Source organism: Peptoniphilus koenoeneniae, from assembly GCF_030812875.1.
GTDB lineage: Bacteria > Bacillota > Clostridia > Tissierellales > Peptoniphilaceae > Peptoniphilus_B > Peptoniphilus_B koenoeneniae.
Window position 1 is genome coordinate 35,143 of sequence record NZ_JAUSTN010000003.1, and the last position, 16,871, is coordinate 52,013.

19 protein-coding genes are annotated in these 16,871 nt (G+C 31.3%); 5 read left to right on the top strand and 14 right to left on the bottom strand.

Features of this window, described 5'->3' with window-relative positions:
• Positions 1-4: 4 nt before the first annotated feature.
• The 13 genes from coaBC to hrcA all read right to left on the bottom strand — a co-directional run bounded on the left by coaBC (position 5) and on the right by hrcA (position 11,703).
• Entirely contained in the window at positions 5-1,204 is a 1,200-nt protein-coding gene (coaBC, locus tag J2S72_RS03045) for a bifunctional phosphopantothenoylcysteine decarboxylase/phosphopantothenate--cysteine ligase CoaBC (RefSeq protein WP_023055367.1), read from the bottom strand.
• Entirely contained in the window at positions 1,188-1,496 is a 309-nt protein-coding gene (gene rpoZ, locus J2S72_RS03050) for a DNA-directed RNA polymerase subunit omega (protein ID WP_307494964.1), read from the bottom strand. Before rpoZ ends, coaBC begins: the two co-directional genes overlap by 17 nt.
• The gene (gene gmk / locus J2S72_RS03055; protein ID WP_023055409.1) at positions 1,477-2,112 is read right to left on the bottom strand and encodes a guanylate kinase; all 636 of its coding nucleotides are present in this window, start codon (positions 2,110-2,112) and stop codon (positions 1,477-1,479) included. The genes rpoZ and gmk overlap by 20 nt, the downstream gene beginning before the upstream one ends.
• A gap of 11 nt (positions 2,113-2,123) precedes the next feature.
• Positions 2,124-2,999: a YicC/YloC family endoribonuclease gene (locus J2S72_RS03060; RefSeq protein WP_023055369.1), complete on the bottom strand. Its 876-nt coding sequence runs from the start codon at positions 2,997-2,999 to the stop codon at positions 2,124-2,126.
• Positions 3,000-3,009: 10 nt separating this feature from the next.
• Entirely contained in the window at positions 3,010-3,513 is a 504-nt protein-coding gene (locus tag J2S72_RS03065; RefSeq protein WP_023055383.1) for a MogA/MoaB family molybdenum cofactor biosynthesis protein, read from the bottom strand.
• Between the two features lie 165 nt (positions 3,514-3,678).
• A complete protein-coding gene (locus J2S72_RS03070) occupies positions 3,679-4,017 on the bottom strand; it encodes a histidine triad nucleotide-binding protein (RefSeq protein ID WP_023055366.1) in 339 nt (112 codons plus the stop codon).
• Complete coding sequence (mtaB, locus tag J2S72_RS03075) at positions 4,017-5,315, bottom strand: tRNA (N(6)-L-threonylcarbamoyladenosine(37)-C(2))-methylthiotransferase MtaB (protein ID WP_023055329.1); 1,299 nt, start codon at positions 5,313-5,315, stop codon at positions 4,017-4,019. Before mtaB ends, J2S72_RS03070 begins: the two co-directional genes overlap by 1 nt.
• Positions 5,312-5,980 (bottom strand): RsmE family RNA methyltransferase, encoded by a 669-nt coding sequence (locus J2S72_RS03080; RefSeq protein WP_023055396.1) that lies wholly within the window; start codon positions 5,978-5,980, stop codon positions 5,312-5,314. The genes mtaB and J2S72_RS03080 overlap by 4 nt, the downstream gene beginning before the upstream one ends.
• Positions 5,973-6,875, bottom strand: a complete 903-nt coding sequence (gene prmA / locus J2S72_RS03085) for a 50S ribosomal protein L11 methyltransferase (protein ID WP_023055333.1) — start codon at positions 6,873-6,875, stop codon at positions 5,973-5,975. Before prmA ends, J2S72_RS03080 begins: the two co-directional genes overlap by 8 nt.
• Positions 6,876-6,986: 111 nt before the next feature.
• Positions 6,987-8,114 (bottom strand): molecular chaperone DnaJ, encoded by a 1,128-nt coding sequence (gene dnaJ, locus J2S72_RS03090; protein ID WP_307494966.1) that lies wholly within the window; start codon positions 8,112-8,114, stop codon positions 6,987-6,989.
• Positions 8,115-8,212: 98 nt separating this feature from the next.
• On the bottom strand, positions 8,213-10,054 hold the full coding sequence (gene dnaK, locus J2S72_RS03095) for a molecular chaperone DnaK (RefSeq protein ID WP_023055393.1): 1,842 nt from the start codon (positions 10,052-10,054) through the stop codon (positions 8,213-8,215).
• 13 nt (positions 10,055-10,067) lie between these two features.
• Positions 10,068-10,673: a nucleotide exchange factor GrpE gene (grpE, locus tag J2S72_RS03100; protein WP_023055404.1), complete on the bottom strand. Its 606-nt coding sequence runs from the start codon at positions 10,671-10,673 to the stop codon at positions 10,068-10,070.
• Between the two features lie 13 nt (positions 10,674-10,686).
• Positions 10,687-11,703 (bottom strand): heat-inducible transcriptional repressor HrcA, encoded by a 1,017-nt coding sequence (gene hrcA / locus J2S72_RS03105; RefSeq protein WP_023055334.1) that lies wholly within the window; start codon positions 11,701-11,703, stop codon positions 10,687-10,689.
• A 178-nt stretch (positions 11,704-11,881) separates the two neighbouring features.
• Here hrcA and lepB point away from each other — a divergent pair, with 178 nt between their 5' ends.
• From lepB to rpsT, 4 genes are all read left to right on the top strand, one after another.
• Positions 11,882-12,448, top strand: coding sequence for a signal peptidase I (gene lepB, locus J2S72_RS03110; protein WP_023055377.1), 567 nt, complete (start codon positions 11,882-11,884; stop codon positions 12,446-12,448).
• Positions 12,449-14,254 carry a translation elongation factor 4 gene (gene lepA, locus J2S72_RS03115; protein WP_307494967.1) on the top strand — a complete coding sequence of 602 codons (1,806 nt, stop codon included), beginning with the start codon at positions 12,449-12,451 and terminating at the stop codon, positions 14,252-14,254.
• Positions 14,251-15,360, top strand: coding sequence for a radical SAM family heme chaperone HemW (gene hemW / locus J2S72_RS03120; RefSeq protein ID WP_023055325.1), 1,110 nt, complete (start codon positions 14,251-14,253; stop codon positions 15,358-15,360). The genes lepA and hemW overlap by 4 nt, the downstream gene beginning before the upstream one ends.
• Before the next feature lie 69 nt (positions 15,361-15,429).
• Positions 15,430-15,696, top strand: coding sequence for a 30S ribosomal protein S20 (rpsT, locus tag J2S72_RS03125; protein WP_023055348.1), 267 nt, complete (start codon positions 15,430-15,432; stop codon positions 15,694-15,696).
• A 55-nt stretch (positions 15,697-15,751) separates the two neighbouring features.
• Here rpsT and J2S72_RS03130 read toward each other — a convergent pair whose 3' ends face one another.
• A complete protein-coding gene (locus J2S72_RS03130) occupies positions 15,752-16,393 on the bottom strand; it encodes a C39 family peptidase (protein WP_023055343.1) in 642 nt (213 codons plus the stop codon).
• Positions 16,394-16,496: 103 nt separating this feature from the next.
• Here J2S72_RS03130 and J2S72_RS03135 point away from each other — a divergent pair, with 103 nt between their 5' ends.
• Positions 16,497-16,871, top strand: coding sequence for a GntR family transcriptional regulator (locus J2S72_RS03135; RefSeq protein ID WP_023055365.1), 375 nt, complete (start codon positions 16,497-16,499; stop codon positions 16,869-16,871).

The window sequence follows — 16,871 nt, forward strand, 5'->3', positions numbered from 1 at the left end:
TAGCCTACTTCAATAATACTCTTACTTTGTCTATAATTATTTTTGCAAGATCTTCTTTGCTCATAATGTCAAATTTTTCAAGATTTCCTGACTTATCAATAATACTTGCAATGTTTGTGTCCGATTTAAATCCTGCTCCTTGGCTTTTAATATTATTTATTACAATTAAATCCATATTTTTACTTGCCAGTTTGTTTTTTCCATATTCAAGTTCATTTGTTGATTCTGCAGCGAATCCAACTAGGACTCTGTTTTCTTTCACTTGCCCTACATATTTTGCAATGTCAGGATTTTTTTCAAGCTCTAATAAAGTCATATCTTTTTCTGAATTTTTCTTTATTTTTTCCTTTTGATAAAACTTAGGTCTGTAATCTGCCGGAGCTGCAGCTTTAATAATGACATCAGCATCTTTCATTTCTTCTTTAACTGCATTAAACATATCTTCAGTAGAAATAATATCAATAGTTTTGTCAACTTTAGGACCTTTATTTTCAACAGGTCCCTTAATAAGAACTACATGAGCTCCTCTATAAAAAGCTTCCTTTGCAAGAGCAAAACCCATTTTACCAGAAGAATGGTTGGATAAAAATCTTACAGGGTCAAGAGCTTCTTCAGTTCTTCCTGCAGTTATAACAAATTTTTTTCCAAAAAGATCTTTTTCTGTCAATTGATATTCAATAAGATCAATAATTTCTGAAGGCTCAAGCATTTTCCCCTGGCCCACATCTCCACAGGCAAGTAAATCATTTTGAGTTGAGCTTATTAAAAAACCCTTTTTCTTTAAATCTTCCAAATTTTTTTGAGTCTGTTCATTTTTAAGCATGTAAGTATTCATAGCAGGAACTATTAAAACAGGACACCTCTTTGCTAAAAGAACTGTTGTTAAAAGATTATCTCCAATGCCCCAATTTATCTTTGCAATTGTATTTGCAGTGGCAGGAGCAACAACTATTATGTCCGCCCATTTTGCAAGGGCTATATGTTCCACATCCATATTTTTCATTTGGTCAAATTGTTCAATATGGACTGGATTATTTGACAAAGTTTGAAAGGTAAGAGGACTTACAAAATGAGTTGCTCCTTCTGTCATTATTATTTTTACTTGAGCTTTCTGCTTTTTTAATCCGCTTACAAGACTTGCTGCCTTAAAGGCGGCAATCCCCCCTGTTACTCCTAAGAGAATTTTTTTATCCTTCAAGATCATCAGAAACTTCCTCGTCAGATAAAATCATATATTTTTCTCTTAAAATTCCAAGCCTCTTTTCTTTTTCTTCGTTAATTTTTTTATCGTATTGGCTGTTTGTCATAGGTGGACCGAATTTTATAACTCCATCTACAGCTTCTTGAAGAGCAATGGAAACAGGTTTTGTAAGTTCCGTATCTTCTAAGGGTCCGTTTCCGTCTACAATTTTTCTTGCTCTTTTTGAAACAAGCATTACAAGAGAATATCTTGAGTTTGTAATTTTTTTAATTTCTTCAAATGATGGTATTATCATCTAATTTTCCTTTCTGTTTTAAAACTTCATTTTTTATATCTGAATGTCTTTTTGTTCTTAGCTTTTCAGCGGCAATAATATGTTCAATATCTGATACGGCCTTTTCCACTGTTGAATTGACAACAAAGAAATCATACTCTCCTACAAAATCCAGTTCTTTAAAGGCATTTCTAAATCTTGTATTTATTTCTTCTTCTGTTTCCGTATCTCTTTTTATAAGTCTTTGTTTAAGCTCGTCCATAGTCGGCGGCAACAAAAATATAAATACTGCTTCTTTATATTTTTTCTTTATTTGCAGGGCTCCCTGAACGTCAATTTCAAGGAGAACTATTTCGCCTTTTTCAATTTCATTAAACACAAACTCTTTAGGTGTGCCGTAATAATTTGTATGGACAAAGGCATATTCTAAGAGCCCGTCGTTTTTTACCATATCTTCAAATTCATCAACACTTACAAAAAAATAATTTTCTCCGTTTACTTCTCCTGGTCTGGGAGTTCTTGTTGTTACTGAAGTTGAAAATACTATTTCTTTATTTTCTTTTAACAGTGCTTCACTTACAGTACCCTTTCCGCTTCCGGAAGGTCCACTTAGCACAAGTAAAAAACCTTTGGACAAAATTTCACCGCCTACTCAATATTTTGTATTTGTTCCCTTATTTTTTCAATTTCACTTTTGAGAACCACAATTGTGTTTATAATCTTTGTGTTTGTAGATTTAGAGCCTATGGTGTTTGACTCCCTATTAAGCTCTTGTAACAAAAAATCCAACTTTCTACCTATTGGATTTGTATCCTTTATTATATCATTAAACTGGTCAATATGTGAATAAATCCTTGTAATTTCTTCATCTATTGCAAGCTTATCGCACATAAGGGCAACTTCCGTTGAAAGCCTTGCCTTGTCAAGACTTTGGTCTTTAAGTTGACTTTCTATATTTTCTTTTAATTTTTTTATATTTTCTTCAAGACTTATAGGTGCAAGATCCTTGATTTCATCATTTAAAGTTTTTATATTTTTAATTTTTTCTTTTAAGTCCGCCTTTAAATTTTCCCCTTCAATTTTTCTAAATTCATCAAATTTTTTTACTGCACCTTCAAGAGTTTGAAAAATTAAATTATTAAGCTCATGATCTTCTTCGTCAGAAATGGAACTTGTTACAACTCCTTGAAAAGTATAAATATCCCTTAAGCTTATAGGGTCTTTAAGTTCAAGTTCTTCCTTTAAATCCAAAAGATTTTTCATATAGGCTTTTGCCAAAGGAATGTTTAGCTTAATGTCTTCATTGTTTTGGCTTAAATATTCAATGTTTATAAAAACATCTACTTTACCCCTCTTTACAGTATCTTTAATAAATTTTCTAATTTTATCTTCTATGGCAAAAAGATTTTTCGGCAATCTTATATTTATTTCAGCATAGCGATTATTTACACTTTTTATTTCTATTTTAACATTGTAATTTTCATCGGACTTTTGATAAAGTCCATAACCTGTCATGCTTTTCATCTATAACACCTCAGTCGTTTTTATGAATTTTCAAACAATCTTTTCTTATTCCTGCAAGAATTTTTAGGGCTTCAGGTATTACATCAATAATATAAGATAAATATGCTATGGCAGCTTCTTGTCCGCCTGGTAAATTTATAATTAAAGTTCCCTGTCTTATTCCACAGACTGCCCTTGATAAAAGAGCTTCTCTTGTAGACTGTGAAGCTTTTCTTCTCATTTCTTCAGCAAGACCAGGCACAATTCTTTCACAAACATTTATTGTTGCTTCAGGAGTGTTATCTCTTTTTGAACAACCTGTTCCTCCTGTTGTAACAACAAGGCTTATATTTTCATCTCTGTCCAGTTCCAAAAGTTTATCTTCAATTACTGACCTGTCATCTGAAACAATTCCTCTATTTACAACTTTAAAATTATTTTTTGTCAAATATTCTTCAAGAGCAGGTCCTGAAGATTTTTCAACTCCATCTTTATAAGATGAGTCACTTACCGTTAAAACATAAACGCCGAACATTTTTCCTCCAAATTTAATATTATTTTTTTAATTTCATGTCATTATTTTTCAAATATATATTATCACACAATGTAAAAAATATTTACCTTATATGAATTAATAAAAATTATATAAAAATTTTTTTAAAAAATAAAAAAAAGGCAAGTTTAATTCTTGCCCTCTTTCTCAACCTGGTGGCCATTGTAAGCTTCTTCCTGCGAGCACATGAAAATGCAGGTGATCTACTGTTTGACCTCCGTCTTCTTTGCAATTATTTACGATTCTAAATCCATTTGTAACGCCTTTTTCTTTTAATATCTTTGCTGCAGTTAAAAACACATGACCTATTAAGTCCTTATCTTTTCCCGACAGCTCTTCTGCATTTTTTATATGTTTTTTTGGAACTATTAAAAAATGTACCGGCGCTTCCGGATTAATATCCTCAAAAGCATAAATAAGATCATCTTCGTAAACTTTTTTTGAGGGTATTTCTCCTGCTATTATTTTGCAAAATAAACAGTCCATTAGTCCTCCTTTTCTACTTCTGCTTCTTCTTTTTCTACACCTTTTATTTTAACATTTATTATCTTATTTTTTAATTCTTCTTGAGTTTTTAATTTACACCTAATGTAATTTGTAGTGTAGCCCTCATAGTAATCTCCCTTTCTCTCTTCAAAAAGCACTTTTAAACTTCTATTTTTATTTTTTTCTATAAACTCTTCCATGAGCCTATCGTTTGTTTCAAGAAGTTTTTCGCTCCTTTCAATTTTTATATTTCCATCAACTTGATTTTTCATACTTGCAGCAGGAGTGCCTTTTCTCTTGGAATACTTAAAAACATGAATTTTTGAAAATTTTACTTTTTCAACTAAATCTAAGCTATCATTAAAATCTTCATCTGTTTCTGTGGGAAAACCTACTATTATATCCGTTGTAAGACCTGCATAGGGCATATATTTTCTTATTATTTGACACTTTTCCATATATTCTTCCCTGGTATAGCGTCTGTTCATTGCTTTTAAAATTTTATTTGAGCCACTTTGCAAGGAAAGATGAAAGTGATCACAAAGTTTTTTTGTTTCAATGGCTCTTTCCATAAATTCATCGGTTATTATTACAGGCTCTACTGATGAAAGTCTTATTCTTTCTATTCCTTGGACTTTTCCTATGGCTTCAATTAAGTCTATAAGTCTTTTATCTCCCAGATCTTTTCCGTAACTACCTATGTGAATTCCTGTTAAAACTATTTCTTTATAACCTGCTTTTGCCAATACTTTTGCTTCTGCAAGAGAATCTTCTATGGTCCTTGAGCGAATTTCTCCTCTGGCATAGGGAATTATGCAGTAAGAACAAAATCTGTTGCAACCATCTTGAACTTTCATATAAGACCTTGTCATTATATGCTCTCTTGTTGTCTTTATTTTTTGAAATTCCCTATCTCCTTTTAAAGACCTTACTATATTTATTTTGCCTTGATCTTTTTTATAGTTTTCGCAAAGTTCAACTATTCTTTCTCTTTCACTGGTTCCTATTATTATGTCCACATCTTCAAGACTTTCTACTTCTTTTGGGGATACCTGAGAATAGCAGCCTACTACTGCAACAATTGCATCGGGATTTTCTCTTTTTGCCCTTCTTATATATTGTCTGGATTTTCTGTCGGATAAGTTTGTAACAGTGCAGGTGTTTACTATATAAACATCTGCAACATCCGTTTCCTTATCCACTTCCACATATTGATTTTTTTCAAACAACTCCTTCATTGCTTCAGATTCATATTGATTAACTTTGCAACCAAGAGTCAGTATTGAAAATGTCTTCATCTTATCTCCTCTATTACTGTAAATGAGCTTACTATTGCTGCTGTTTCAGCCCTTAATATTCCGGGCCCTAATGTAACAATTTTTGCTCCTTTATTTTTTAAATATTCTATTTCTTCTTCTTCAAAACCGCCTTCGGGCCCTATGACTAAAGATATTTTTTTTGTCTTTACATCTTCTAAGGCTTTTCTTATGGTATTTTCTTTAGCTTCTTCATAGGGAACTATTACAAGATTTTCAAAATCTATTTCTTCAATTGTTACGGTTTTATTTAGTTTAGGTATTATATCACGTCTTGATTGTTTTGCAGCTGATTCTATAATTTTATTCCAACGTATAAGTTTTTTTTCTTCTTTTGCTGATATGTCACTTATAGATCTTTTTAATTTTAGAGGGAAAAATTCACTTATGCCCACTTCCGTTGCCTGGCTTAAAATTTTTTCCATCTTGTCCCCTTTTACTAAGGCCATATAAAGAATTACAGGAATTTTTGTTTCGTGAGTTTTTTTAAGTTCTTTTAAAATTTCAAGCTCTTGATCAAATTTTGCAAGATAGAGTTTGTCTTTTATTACTATTTCAAATTCTTCATCTTTTCCTATTCTAAGAACCTTTATATGGTGAAGATTTTCTTTTGAAAGCTCCCTAGATTCATCAAAAAATCTATGCATACAATCTACCTACTACTAGTGCCCAACCGTTTTTTTCTCTTATTTCTAAAATTTCAAAACCATTTTCTTTTAAGGCTTTTTCTACCAAGTCTATTTTTTCTTTTATTATACCTGAAGAAATAAATATGCCCTTTTCATTTAAATGGACTCTTAAATCGCCCACAAGACCAGCTATTATTTCTGCTATTATATTTGAAACTATAAGGTCTGCACTTCCTTCAACTACATCAAGAAGATTGCCCTCGTAAACTTCAATTTTATCTTCTACTTTGTTTAGTTTTGCATTTTTAAGGGTTACTTCCACGCATTTTTTATCCAAGTCCACTGCAATAACTTTTTTTGCTCCCAATTTTACGCCTGCTATGGAAAGTATTCCTGAGCCACAGCCTACATCAAAAACCTTTTGGTCTTTTTTAAGATATTTTTCAAGGGCTTCAAGACACATATATGTGGTTTCATGACTTCCTGTTCCAAAGGCCATACCTGGATCTATTTCTATAATTTTTCTATTTGTATCTTCTACTTCTTCCCAGCTTGGTTTTATTAATAGCCTTTTACCTACTTCTATGGGATGATAATATTTTTTCCAATTGTTTGCCCAATCTTCATCGTCTTTTTCTATAAACTCGCAATAAATATTTTTTTCATTAAGTTCTTTTTTTATTTTTTTTGCCAGCTTTTCTTCATGGGGATAGGCTTTTATTATAAGCTCTTCATCTTTAAGTTTAAAAATTTCAGAATCTACATAGTCCCAGGAATCTTTTGCATTATTTAGTTCATTTAATATTTCTTTTGAATATTCTTCAAGGGTAAAAATATCATTCTTATAAAAAATATTTAAAATTTCTTCCCTAAGTTTATTTTCTGATTTTACAACAAGTTCTATATATTTCATATTTATTCCTTCTTTAAAATTTTTTCTTAATTTTATTATATTAAAGTAATTTTATTTTTTCAATTTTCCTTTTTTTCAAAAAAAAAGAGCAAGTTTTAAAACTCACTCTTTTTATTCAAATATCTCTTTTACCTTATCAAAAAAAGTTTTTCTTTCTTTTGTAATTTCTTTTCCTTCGTGTAATCTTAATTTTTCAAGAATTTCTCTTTCTTCATCGGAAATTTTTCGAGGAACGTGAATGTCTACTCTAAAGTATAAATCTCCCTTAGCTTCTCTTTTTATAAATGGAACTCCTTCTCCTTTTATTTTAAAAGTTGTCCCAGAGCTTGTTCCTGCAGGAATATCATAATCTACAATTGATGTTAGAGTCGGAACTTTTATTTTTCCTCCTAAAACTGCATCTGAATAGGTTATTGGAAGTTCTATATAAATATTATTTCCGCTTCTTTTAAAGATTTTATCTTCCTTAACATTTACATATACATAAAGGTCTCCCTTTTCTCCTCCATTGTCTCCTGCATTTCCTTCACCTTTTAAAGAAATGACCATTTTATCGTCAATGCCCTTAGGGATTTTAACATTAATTTTTTTTGTTACAACTTTTTTGCCTATTCCCTTACATTCTTTACAGGGATCTTCAATTATTTCTCCTGTGCCCTTGCATTTGTCACAAGGCTCTACTTGCATGAATCTTCCGAAAGCTGATTGTCTTACGGTTTTCATTTTTCCGGTTCCCTTACATTTATCACAGGTTTTTTTCTCTGTGCCCGGTTCTGCTCCTTCTCCATGACAATGTTCACAGGTTTCGCTTCTTTTTATATTTATTTCTCGCTCTGTTCCGAAAACTGCTTCTTTAAATTCTATTGTTATATCAGCCCTTATATCAGATCCTCTAACAGGCCTCTTCCTGAAGTCCTCATAGGACGTATCATAGCCGGAAGAAAATCCGCCACCAAATATGTCAAATAAGTCTCCAAAGATGTCTGAGAAGCCTCCAAAGCCTCCCTGGCCCATGTTCCCTTTAAGACCTTCTTCGCCATAAGTATCATATATTTGTCTTTTGTTGTCATCTGACAAAACTTCATAGGCAAGATTTATTTCTTTAAAGTGTTCTTGAGCTTCTTTGTCATCTGGATTTAAGTCCGGATGATATTTTTTTGCAAGTTTTCTATAAGAGGATTTTATTTCTTCTTGAGAGGATGATCTTTCAATTTCCAAAATTTCATAAAAGTCTCTCAAATTTTCACCACCAATCAAAGGAATATTTTATACTAAATAAAAAATTTTTAAAAGTAAAAAAATAAAGTGGCTTTAAGCCAAAGCCACTTTTATTTATTTTATTTGTTTTCTTTGTTGTCATCTTCATCTACAACTTCGTAATCAGCATCTACAACATCATCTTCTGCTGTTGACTTGCCTTCTCCTGCACCGCCTTGTTGTGCTTGAGCTTCTTTATAAAGTTGTTCTGATATAGCATAGAAAGCTTTTGTTAAATTTTCGGTCTTGTTCTTTATTTCTTCAACATTTTCAGAATCTTTTACTTCTTTAAGTTCTGAAATTGCCTTTTCTATTTTTTCTTTATCTTCTGCCTTGATTTTACCTTCCACTTCTTTAAGAGTGTTTTCTGATTGATAAATCATTGAATCTGCATTGTTACGAGCTTCTATTAAGTCTTTTTTCTTCTTGTCTTCTTCTTCATACATTTCAGCTTCTTTTACTTTTTTATCAATTTCTTCTTCACTCATATTAGTTGAAGATGTGATTGTTATGTGTTGTTCTTTTCCTGTTCCCAAATCTTTAGCAGATACATTTACAATTCCATTGGCATCAATATCAAAAGTTACTTCTATTTGAGGGATTCCCCTTCTTGCCGGTGCAATTCCATCAAGTTGGAATCTTCCAAGAGTAATATTGTCTTGAGCCATTTGTCTTTCACCTTGAAGAACGTGAATATCTACTGATGTTTGATTGTCTGCTGCTGTTGTAAAGATTTGTGATTTCTTAGTTGGAATTGTAGTATTTCTTTCAATAAGTCTTGTTGTTACATTACCCATTGTTTCAATTCCAAGAGATAGAGGTGTTACATCAAGAAGTAGTAAATCTTTTACATCTCCTGATAATACTCCACCTTGAATTGCAGCACCTAAAGCTACACATTCATCTGGATTAATATCTTTTTGAGGTTCCTTGTTTATTAATTTTTTAATGCAAGCTTGAACTGCTGGTACTCTTGTTGAACCACCTACTAATAAAACTTTATCAATGTCACTTGCACTCATTCCTGCATCTTTTAATGCGTCAAGAACAGGTCCTTCAGTTTTCTTTACAAGATCTGCAATTAAATCTTCAAATTTTGCTCTTGTAATATCCATGTTCAAGTGAAGAGGTCCTGATGCATTAGCTGTAATAAAGGGTAGATTTACATTTGTTGACATTGTAGAAGAAAGTTCCTTCTTTGCTTTTTCAGCTGCTTCTTTTAATCTTTGAAGACTCATTTTATCATTCTTTAAGTCAACGCCGTTTTCTTTTTTAAATTCTTCTGCAAGATAATCTATAAGTCTGTTGTCAAAGTCATCTCCACCTAATCTGTTGTTACCACGAGTGGCATGAACTTCAAAAACTCCGTCTGAAAGTTCAAGGATGGAAACATCAAAAGTACCTCCACCTAAGTCGTATACCATAACAGTTTCAGAGTCTTTATTTTTATCTTCTCCATAAGCAAGTGCTGCTGCTGTAGGTTCGTTAACAATTCTCTTAACGTTTAAACCTGCAATTTTTCCTGCATCCTTAGTTGCTTGTCTTTGAGCATCTGTGAAATATGCAGGAACTGTAATTACTGCATCTGTAATTTTTTCTCCCAAGTAAGATTCTGCATCTGATTTTAATTTTTGAAGAATCATTGCTGAAATTTCTTGGGGTGTATATTTTTTGCCATCAATATTCACTGAATAATCGTGGCCCATTTCTCTTTTTATTGATTGAACAGTTCTTTCTGGATTTGTAATAGCTTGACGTTTTGCAGTTTCACCTACAAGTCTTTCTCCGTCTTTTGTAAAAGCTACTACAGATGGTGTAGTTCTGTTTCCTTCAATATTTGGAATAATAATAGCGTCCCCGCCTTCCATAACTGCAACTGCAGAGTTTGTTGTTCCTAAGTCAATACCAATAATTTTAGACATATTAATTTACCTCCTATTTTGAAACCTTAACCATTGAAGGTCTCAATACTTTATTTCCAATCATATAACCTTTTTGAAGAACCTCAGTTACTATACCTGGTTCACAATCTTCTCTCTCATCCATGATTACAGCATGGTGAAAGTTGGGATCAAAAGGTTTGTTTAATGCTTCTATTTCAACTATATCGTGCTTTTTAAGAGTATCTATAAGTTGTCCTTCAATAAGAACAATCCCTTCATAAAAAGCATCTTTATCATCACAAGCTTCAATAGCTCTTTCAAAAGTGTCAAGAACCGGCAAAAGATCATTTGCAAGTTTTTGAACACCTAAATTTAGATACTCGGCTTTTTCATTATTAGCCCTTCTTTTAAAATTTTGAAAATCCGCTTGAAGTCTTATGTGCCTGTCTTTTAATTCATCCAACTGTTTTTGAAGAGGATCTTCTGCTTTTTCTTCCTCTTTTTCTAAATAGTTGGAATCTCTTTCCGGCTCAAGTATTTCTACTTCCGGCTTATTTTCTTCTAAGTCCGATATTTCATCATTTTTTATATCTTGACTTTTATCTTTAACTTCTTCTTCAAATTCACTTTCATTTTTTTCATAAATATCACGATTCAAAATATCACCTCACTTATAAAACTCTCATAATAATATCACTTAGAATATTTCTAAATAACGCAACTGAATCCAACAAATTTTGATAATCCATTCGCATAGGACCTAAAATTCCTATTTGTCCATACTTTGACGGAACGTTAAGACCTGCTCTCACAATGGACATGTCTTTTAAAAGATCACTGTCATTTTCATCTCCTATGGATACATCTATGTTGGAATCTTCCATTGAGGAAAGTGCTTCAATAAATAAACTTCTATTTTCAAGTAAAGTCATAAAATTTTTTGCACCGGTAATGTCTTTAAAATCCAAAAAGTTTAAGACATTTCCCAATCCGTCATAATAGATATCCACTGATTTTATGTGAGAATTAAAAGTGCTTGCACGTTTTATCACATCATAGATAAAATCTTTGTGTTTTAAAAGTTCTCCTGTCACAGTAACTTTCATCTCTTCAATTTCATTAAATTCAATTTGTGTAAGCTCAGAGTTTAGATAAGCCTTTATCATATTAAGTTCGCTATTTTTTATTGGAAATTTTAAACTTATAATATCTTTTTCCACAACTCCCCTATTTCCTATAAGAAGAATGAGGACTAAAGTTTCATCCAACTTCAAAAGCTCAATGTGATTAATTTTTGTATCTCTTTTTTTTGGAGTGATTATAAAGGAAACGCAATTTGTATAATTGGCAAGTTCCTTTACAGTATTTTTATAAATATCCTCAATGCCCGTGGCATCTGACAAAATTCTGTCTTTAAGTCTATTGTTTAAAAAATCATTTCCATTAAAAATTTGAAGAATTTCATCAACATAAAATCTATAAGCCTTAGTAGACGGTACCCTACCTGCTGAAGTGTGTGGTTTGTTTAAATAACCTAAGTCTTCAAGGTCTGCCATTTCATTTCTAATTGTTGCAGAACTTATACCAAGTCCTGACTCTTTTGAAATGGTTCTGGATCCTACAGGCACAGCGGACTTAATATAGGATTTTATAATTGTATTTAAAATTTCAATTTTTCTTTCATCCATATAAATCCTCCACCTATTCTTAGCACTTATTCAGTGCGAGTGCTAAAGCTTATCTATATAATATACAAAGTGTTAGCACTTGTCAAGATTAAGTGCTAATTTTTTAAAAATTTTTTAAGTTTTTACATCTATATGTTAAAATTAAAGTTACTAAAATTAGTCTTTAAGGAGAATTTTAATGTCAAAAGAAAATTTATCTATAATTAAAACTATAATAATTGCAATAGTAATTGGTCTTTTAATAAGAAATTTTGTTTTTACTATTGCATCTGTAAATGGAAAATCCATGTATCCCACTTTGAGTCATGGAGACAAATTATTTTGTTTGTCCTATAAAAAATACGGGCAAGTAAAAAGAGGAGATATAGTTGTAGTAAGCCCACCTATAAAGGGAGAAAGAAGAAAGTTTATAAAAAGAGTTGTAGGCCTTCCTGGAGAAACTATAAAATTTGAAGGAGGTCAAGTTTATATAGATGGAAAGCTAATAGAAGAATCTTATATAGGAGATGCTATAACCGATCCTCTTACAAGCTACCCTTCTTTGGTGGAAGGTTTTGTAAAATCTGATGAGTATAAGTTAAAGGATGACCAATATTTTATAATGGGTGACAATAGAGAAAATTCAGAGGATTCAAGAGAATTCGGCCCAATTACAAAAAAGAACATAAAAAGTATTGTTGCTTTTAGAATACTTCCCTTTAAACAAAGAGGGAAAATAAACTCTGAATATAAATTAGGAGATTAAATGGACAGACAAAAAAGAATTAGAAATTTTTCAATAATTGCACATATTGACCACGGTAAAAGCACTCTTGCAGACAGATTAATAGAAAAAACTGGAATGCTTACAAAAAGAGAGATGAACAATCAGGTTTTAGATTCCATGGATCTGGAAAAAGAAAGAGGAATCACAATAAAACTTAAGGCTGTTCGTCTTGTTTACACTGATAAAAATGGTGAAGAGTATCTTTTTAATTTAATAGATACTCCCGGTCATGTTGACTTTAATTATGAAGTCTCAAGGTCTCTTGCAGCTTGTGAAGGGGCTCTTGTTGTGGTGGATGCTACCCAAGGTGTGGAAGCTCAAACTCTTGCCAATGTCTATCTTGCCATTGATCAGGACCTGGAACTTGTTCCTATAATAAATAAAATAGATCTGCCCAGTGCAAGACCAGATGAAGTAAAAAAAGAAATTGAAGATATAATTGGAATTGATACGGAAAATGCTCCTTTAATATCTGCCAAAACAGGACTTAATATTCAGGATGTAATTGACAGTATTATTTCGCATATACCTGCACCATCAGGAGATGAAAATGCACCCCTTAAAGCCCTTATATTTGATTCCTATTACGATTCTTACAGGGGGGTTATATGCTATGTAAGAGTGAAAGACGGAATTGTAAAACCCGGAGACACCATTGAGATGATGTCTACAAAAAATACCTTTGAAGTTGTTGAGGTAGGTATAACGGCAAATGGGCTTATAAGTCTTGATAAATTAAGTGCCGGTGATGTAGGTTATATAACTGCATCAATAAAAAATGTAAAGGATGCAAGAGTGGGGGATACTATAACAAATCCTATAAATCCTACAAAGGAACCCTTCCCCGGTTATAAAAAGGTCGTTCCTATGGTCTTTTGCGGAATTTATCCTGGCGAGGGAGAAAATTATCAGGAATTAAGAGAAGCTCTTGAGAAATTACAGGTAAACGATGCTGCCCTTTCTTTTGAAGCTGAAACTTCCGTTGCCTTAGGTTTTGGATTTAGATGCGGATTTTTAGGTCTACTTCATATGGAAATAATTCAAGAAAGACTTGAAAGAGAATTTAATTTAAATTTAGTTACAACAGCTCCTTCAGTAATTTATAAAATTATGAAAACTGACGGAAATTTAATAGAAATTCAAAATCCTACAAATCTTCCAGATTTAAGTGAAATTTCTTTTATGGAAGAACCTATTGTAAGGGCTGAAATTATGACTCCCACTGATTATGTCGGTGCCATAATGGATTTATGTCAAAATAGGCGTGGAACTTTTATAGATATGGAATATCTTGAAGAAACAAGAGCTTTAATAAGCTATGACCTTCCTTTAAACGAAGTAATCTATGATTTTTTTGATGCTTTAAAATCAAAAACCAGAGGTTATGCAAGTTACGACTATGAATTAAACGGCTACAAGGAATCTGAACTGGTGAAACTGGATATTTTAATTAACGGAGAGTTAATTGATGCCTTTTCCATGATAGTTCACAAGGACAGTGCCTATGCAAGGGGCAGAAAAATTTGCGAAAAATTAAAAGATGTAATACCCAGAAAACAATTTGCAATACCTATTCAAGCGGCTATAGGTTCAAAGATTATAGCAAGAGAAACTATAAGAGCCCTTAGAAAAGATGTAACGGCAAAATGTTACGGTGGAGATATTTCAAGAAAAAGAAAGCTTTTAGAAAAACAAAAGGAAGGAAAGAAAAAAATGAGAATGATAGGCTCAGTAGAACTTCCTCAAGAAGCTTTTTTAACAGTTTTAAAATACGACGAAGAATGAGAGAAGGCATTTATATCCATATTCCCTATTGCCAAAGAAAATGTAAATACTGTGATTTTTTATCTTTTACAAACTTTGATAATGTGGAAAAATATATAACTTATCTTATAAGGGAAATAGAAATTTTTCCTCCCCATGAAATTTCATCAATATTTATAGGCGGTGGCACTCCTTCTGCAATAGATGGAGTTTACATTGAAAAAATAATGGCTGCTTTAAAAAAATATATAAAAGATGAAATTGAAATAACAATTGAAGCAAATCCCAATTCATTAACTGAAAAAAAAGTCCTTTCTTATAAAAGGGCAGGGATAAATAGAATTTCCATGGGTGCTCAAAGTTCCAATGATACAATTTTAAAAACAATAGGAAGACTTCACAAGCGAGAAGATGTTTTTAAAGCTGTAAAATTAATAAAAAAATACGGTTTTACTAATTTTAATTTGGATTTTATGCTGGATCTTCCTGGACAAACTTTAGAAGATATTAAAAATACCCTTGAAGATATAAAAATTTTAAATCCTGAACACATTTCTTATTATTCTTTAATTTTAGAAGATGGAACTCCTTTAAAAAAAGAATATTTAGAGGGAAAAATTAAAATTCCTCCCGTAAAAAAAGATAGGCAAATGTACAGGTATCTTGTAAAAAATTTAGAAAAAATCGGCTACAAACAGTATGAAACTTCAAACTTTGCAAAAAATTTTCCTTCCTCTCACAATTTATCTTATTGGAAGCTTAAAGACTATATAGGCTATGGTCTTAATGCTCATTCAAACCTTGGTTTAAAAAGATTTTACAACACGGGAAATTTTGAAGAATATTTTTCCCTAATAGATCAAAATAAAAAACCCACCCTGGAAGTTGAAAATTTAACAAAAAAAGATAGAATTAACGAATATTTTATAATGGGCCTTAGGCTTACAGAGGGCATAGACCTTTTAGAAGCTTCAAAAAAATTTGAAATGGATCTTTTTTCCTACTATAAGGAAGCAATAGAAAATAATATAAAATATAAAACTTTAATAAAAAAAGAAAATAAAATCTTTCTTACCACCTACGGCAAAGATGTTGCAAACCAAGTAGAACTTGATTTTATGAAATAAATCTTGCAATGGTAATGTCCGGGTGGTAAAATATTAAGAGCTTTAAAGAATAATTGGAGGTGAATTTGAGTGGCAAATATTAAGTCTGCTATTAAGAGAATACAAGTTGGTAAGAGAAATACTCTTAAAAATAAAATAAAAAGAACTGAAATAAAAACAGCAATTAAAAAATTTGAATCAACCCTTTCTTTAGGAAAAGCTGACGATGCAAAGGAATTGCTTAAAGATGTGGACAAGAAACTTAAAAAAGCTTCCGCTAAAAATATTATTCATAAAAACGCAGCTGCAAGAAAAGTTTCAAGACTTACAAAAAAATTAAACAAATTAGTAAAATAAAATTTTAAATTTTAAAATAGCTTGGACCTGTTCCAAGCTATTTTTTTAATTAATTTTAATTAATTTCAATTGTATTAAGACTGAAAGTATTAAAAGAATTTATTGAATGACTAAATCTCGTGTAATCTAAAAATCTTTTTTGACTTGACCAGTTATCCACGACTTCAAGAATTTTTATTTTCATTCCCCTATAATTTAAAATTATATACCCGCTTATAGTTATAGAATGGTTTTTATAAGCCCCAAAAACTATATTCATAATAAGAGGCCTTCGCTTATCCAACTCACTTTTTATAGGCCTATAAAAATTTCCTAAATAATGTCCCCTTACCTTTCCCTTAACCTTATATTCTTTAAAGACATCCTTCACAATGTTTGAAATCATAATTGGCATGGTACCAAAGGTTTCATTAAAAAAATATTTTTTCCCGCTCTTATAAATATCTTCATAAAGCACTTCTTTACTTTCTGGCAAAACTTGAAACTTATCTATGTTGTACATAAGAACCCTTAAAATCGAAGTTAAAGTACAATTGTTTCTTTGATTTTTAAAATCCGTCTGAGTGAAATTATCAAGTTTTAAACTTACGCTAGTTAAAACTTCCGCCCCTTTATAATTTTTTTCAATGTATTCTGGCAAATTTTTTATTACTTCATAATCATTTACCTTATTTTTTAAATCTCTTATAATTTTCATTTCATCACCTTTTTTAATTATAACAAATATTTTTTATAAATTTTCTTGACAAGTATATATAGTGAGTATACACTGTATATACACGATATATACGGAGGCCTTTATGTATATAATAATTTCAAACTCAAAAGACAAACCTATCTATGAGCAAATTAAAGATGAAATAAAAAATCAAATCATAGATGGAACTTTAAAAGCTCATGATCCTCTTCCTTCCATGAGATCTCTTGCAAAAGATTTAAGAGTTTCAGTTATAACCACAAAACGTGCTTATAATGATTTGGAAAATGAAGGATTTATTGTAAGCCTTGCAGGAAAGGGAACCTATGTTGCTGGAAAAAGTTCTGAGTTTGCAAGAGAAGAAAGATTAAAAGCAATTGAAGAAAATTTAGATTTGGCAGTTAAATCTGCAAAAGATTTAAATTTATCTTTAGAAGAACTTATTGAAAGTTTAAAAATTATCTATAACGGAGATTAA

Coding starts and splice junctions, on each gene's coding strand:
- J2S72_RS03060 (WP_023055369.1), bottom strand. CDS start 2,999: ATGAAAAGCATGACAGGTTATGGACTTTATCAAAAGTCCGATGAAAAT.
- J2S72_RS03130 (WP_023055343.1), bottom strand. CDS start 16,393: ATGAAAATTATAAGAGATTTAAAAAATAAGGTAAATGATTATGAAGTA.
- J2S72_RS03135 (WP_023055365.1), top strand. CDS start 16,497: ATGTATATAATAATTTCAAACTCAAAAGACAAACCTATCTATGAGCAA.
- coaBC (WP_023055367.1), bottom strand. CDS start 1,204: ATGATCTTGAAGGATAAAAAAATTCTCTTAGGAGTAACAGGGGGGATT.
- hemW (WP_023055325.1), top strand. CDS start 14,251: ATGAGAGAAGGCATTTATATCCATATTCCCTATTGCCAAAGAAAATGT.
- rpoZ (WP_307494964.1), bottom strand. CDS start 1,496: ATGATAATACCATCATTTGAAGAAATTAAAAAAATTACAAACTCAAGA.
- prmA (WP_023055333.1), bottom strand. CDS start 6,875: ATGAAATATATAGAACTTGTTGTAAAATCAGAAAATAAACTTAGGGAA.
- J2S72_RS03070 (WP_023055366.1), bottom strand. CDS start 4,017: ATGGACTGTTTATTTTGCAAAATAATAGCAGGAGAAATACCCTCAAAA.
- J2S72_RS03080 (WP_023055396.1), bottom strand. CDS start 5,980: ATGCATAGATTTTTTGATGAATCTAGGGAGCTTTCAAAAGAAAATCTT.
- hrcA (WP_023055334.1), bottom strand. CDS start 11,703: ATGGATGAAAGAAAAATTGAAATTTTAAATACAATTATAAAATCCTAT.
- dnaK (WP_023055393.1), bottom strand. CDS start 10,054: ATGTCTAAAATTATTGGTATTGACTTAGGAACAACAAACTCTGCAGTT.
- lepB (WP_023055377.1), top strand. CDS start 11,882: ATGTCAAAAGAAAATTTATCTATAATTAAAACTATAATAATTGCAATA.
- mtaB (WP_023055329.1), bottom strand. CDS start 5,315: ATGAAGACATTTTCAATACTGACTCTTGGTTGCAAAGTTAATCAATAT.
- lepA (WP_307494967.1), top strand. CDS start 12,449: ATGGACAGACAAAAAAGAATTAGAAATTTTTCAATAATTGCACATATT.
- J2S72_RS03065 (WP_023055383.1), bottom strand. CDS start 3,513: ATGTTCGGCGTTTATGTTTTAACGGTAAGTGACTCATCTTATAAAGAT.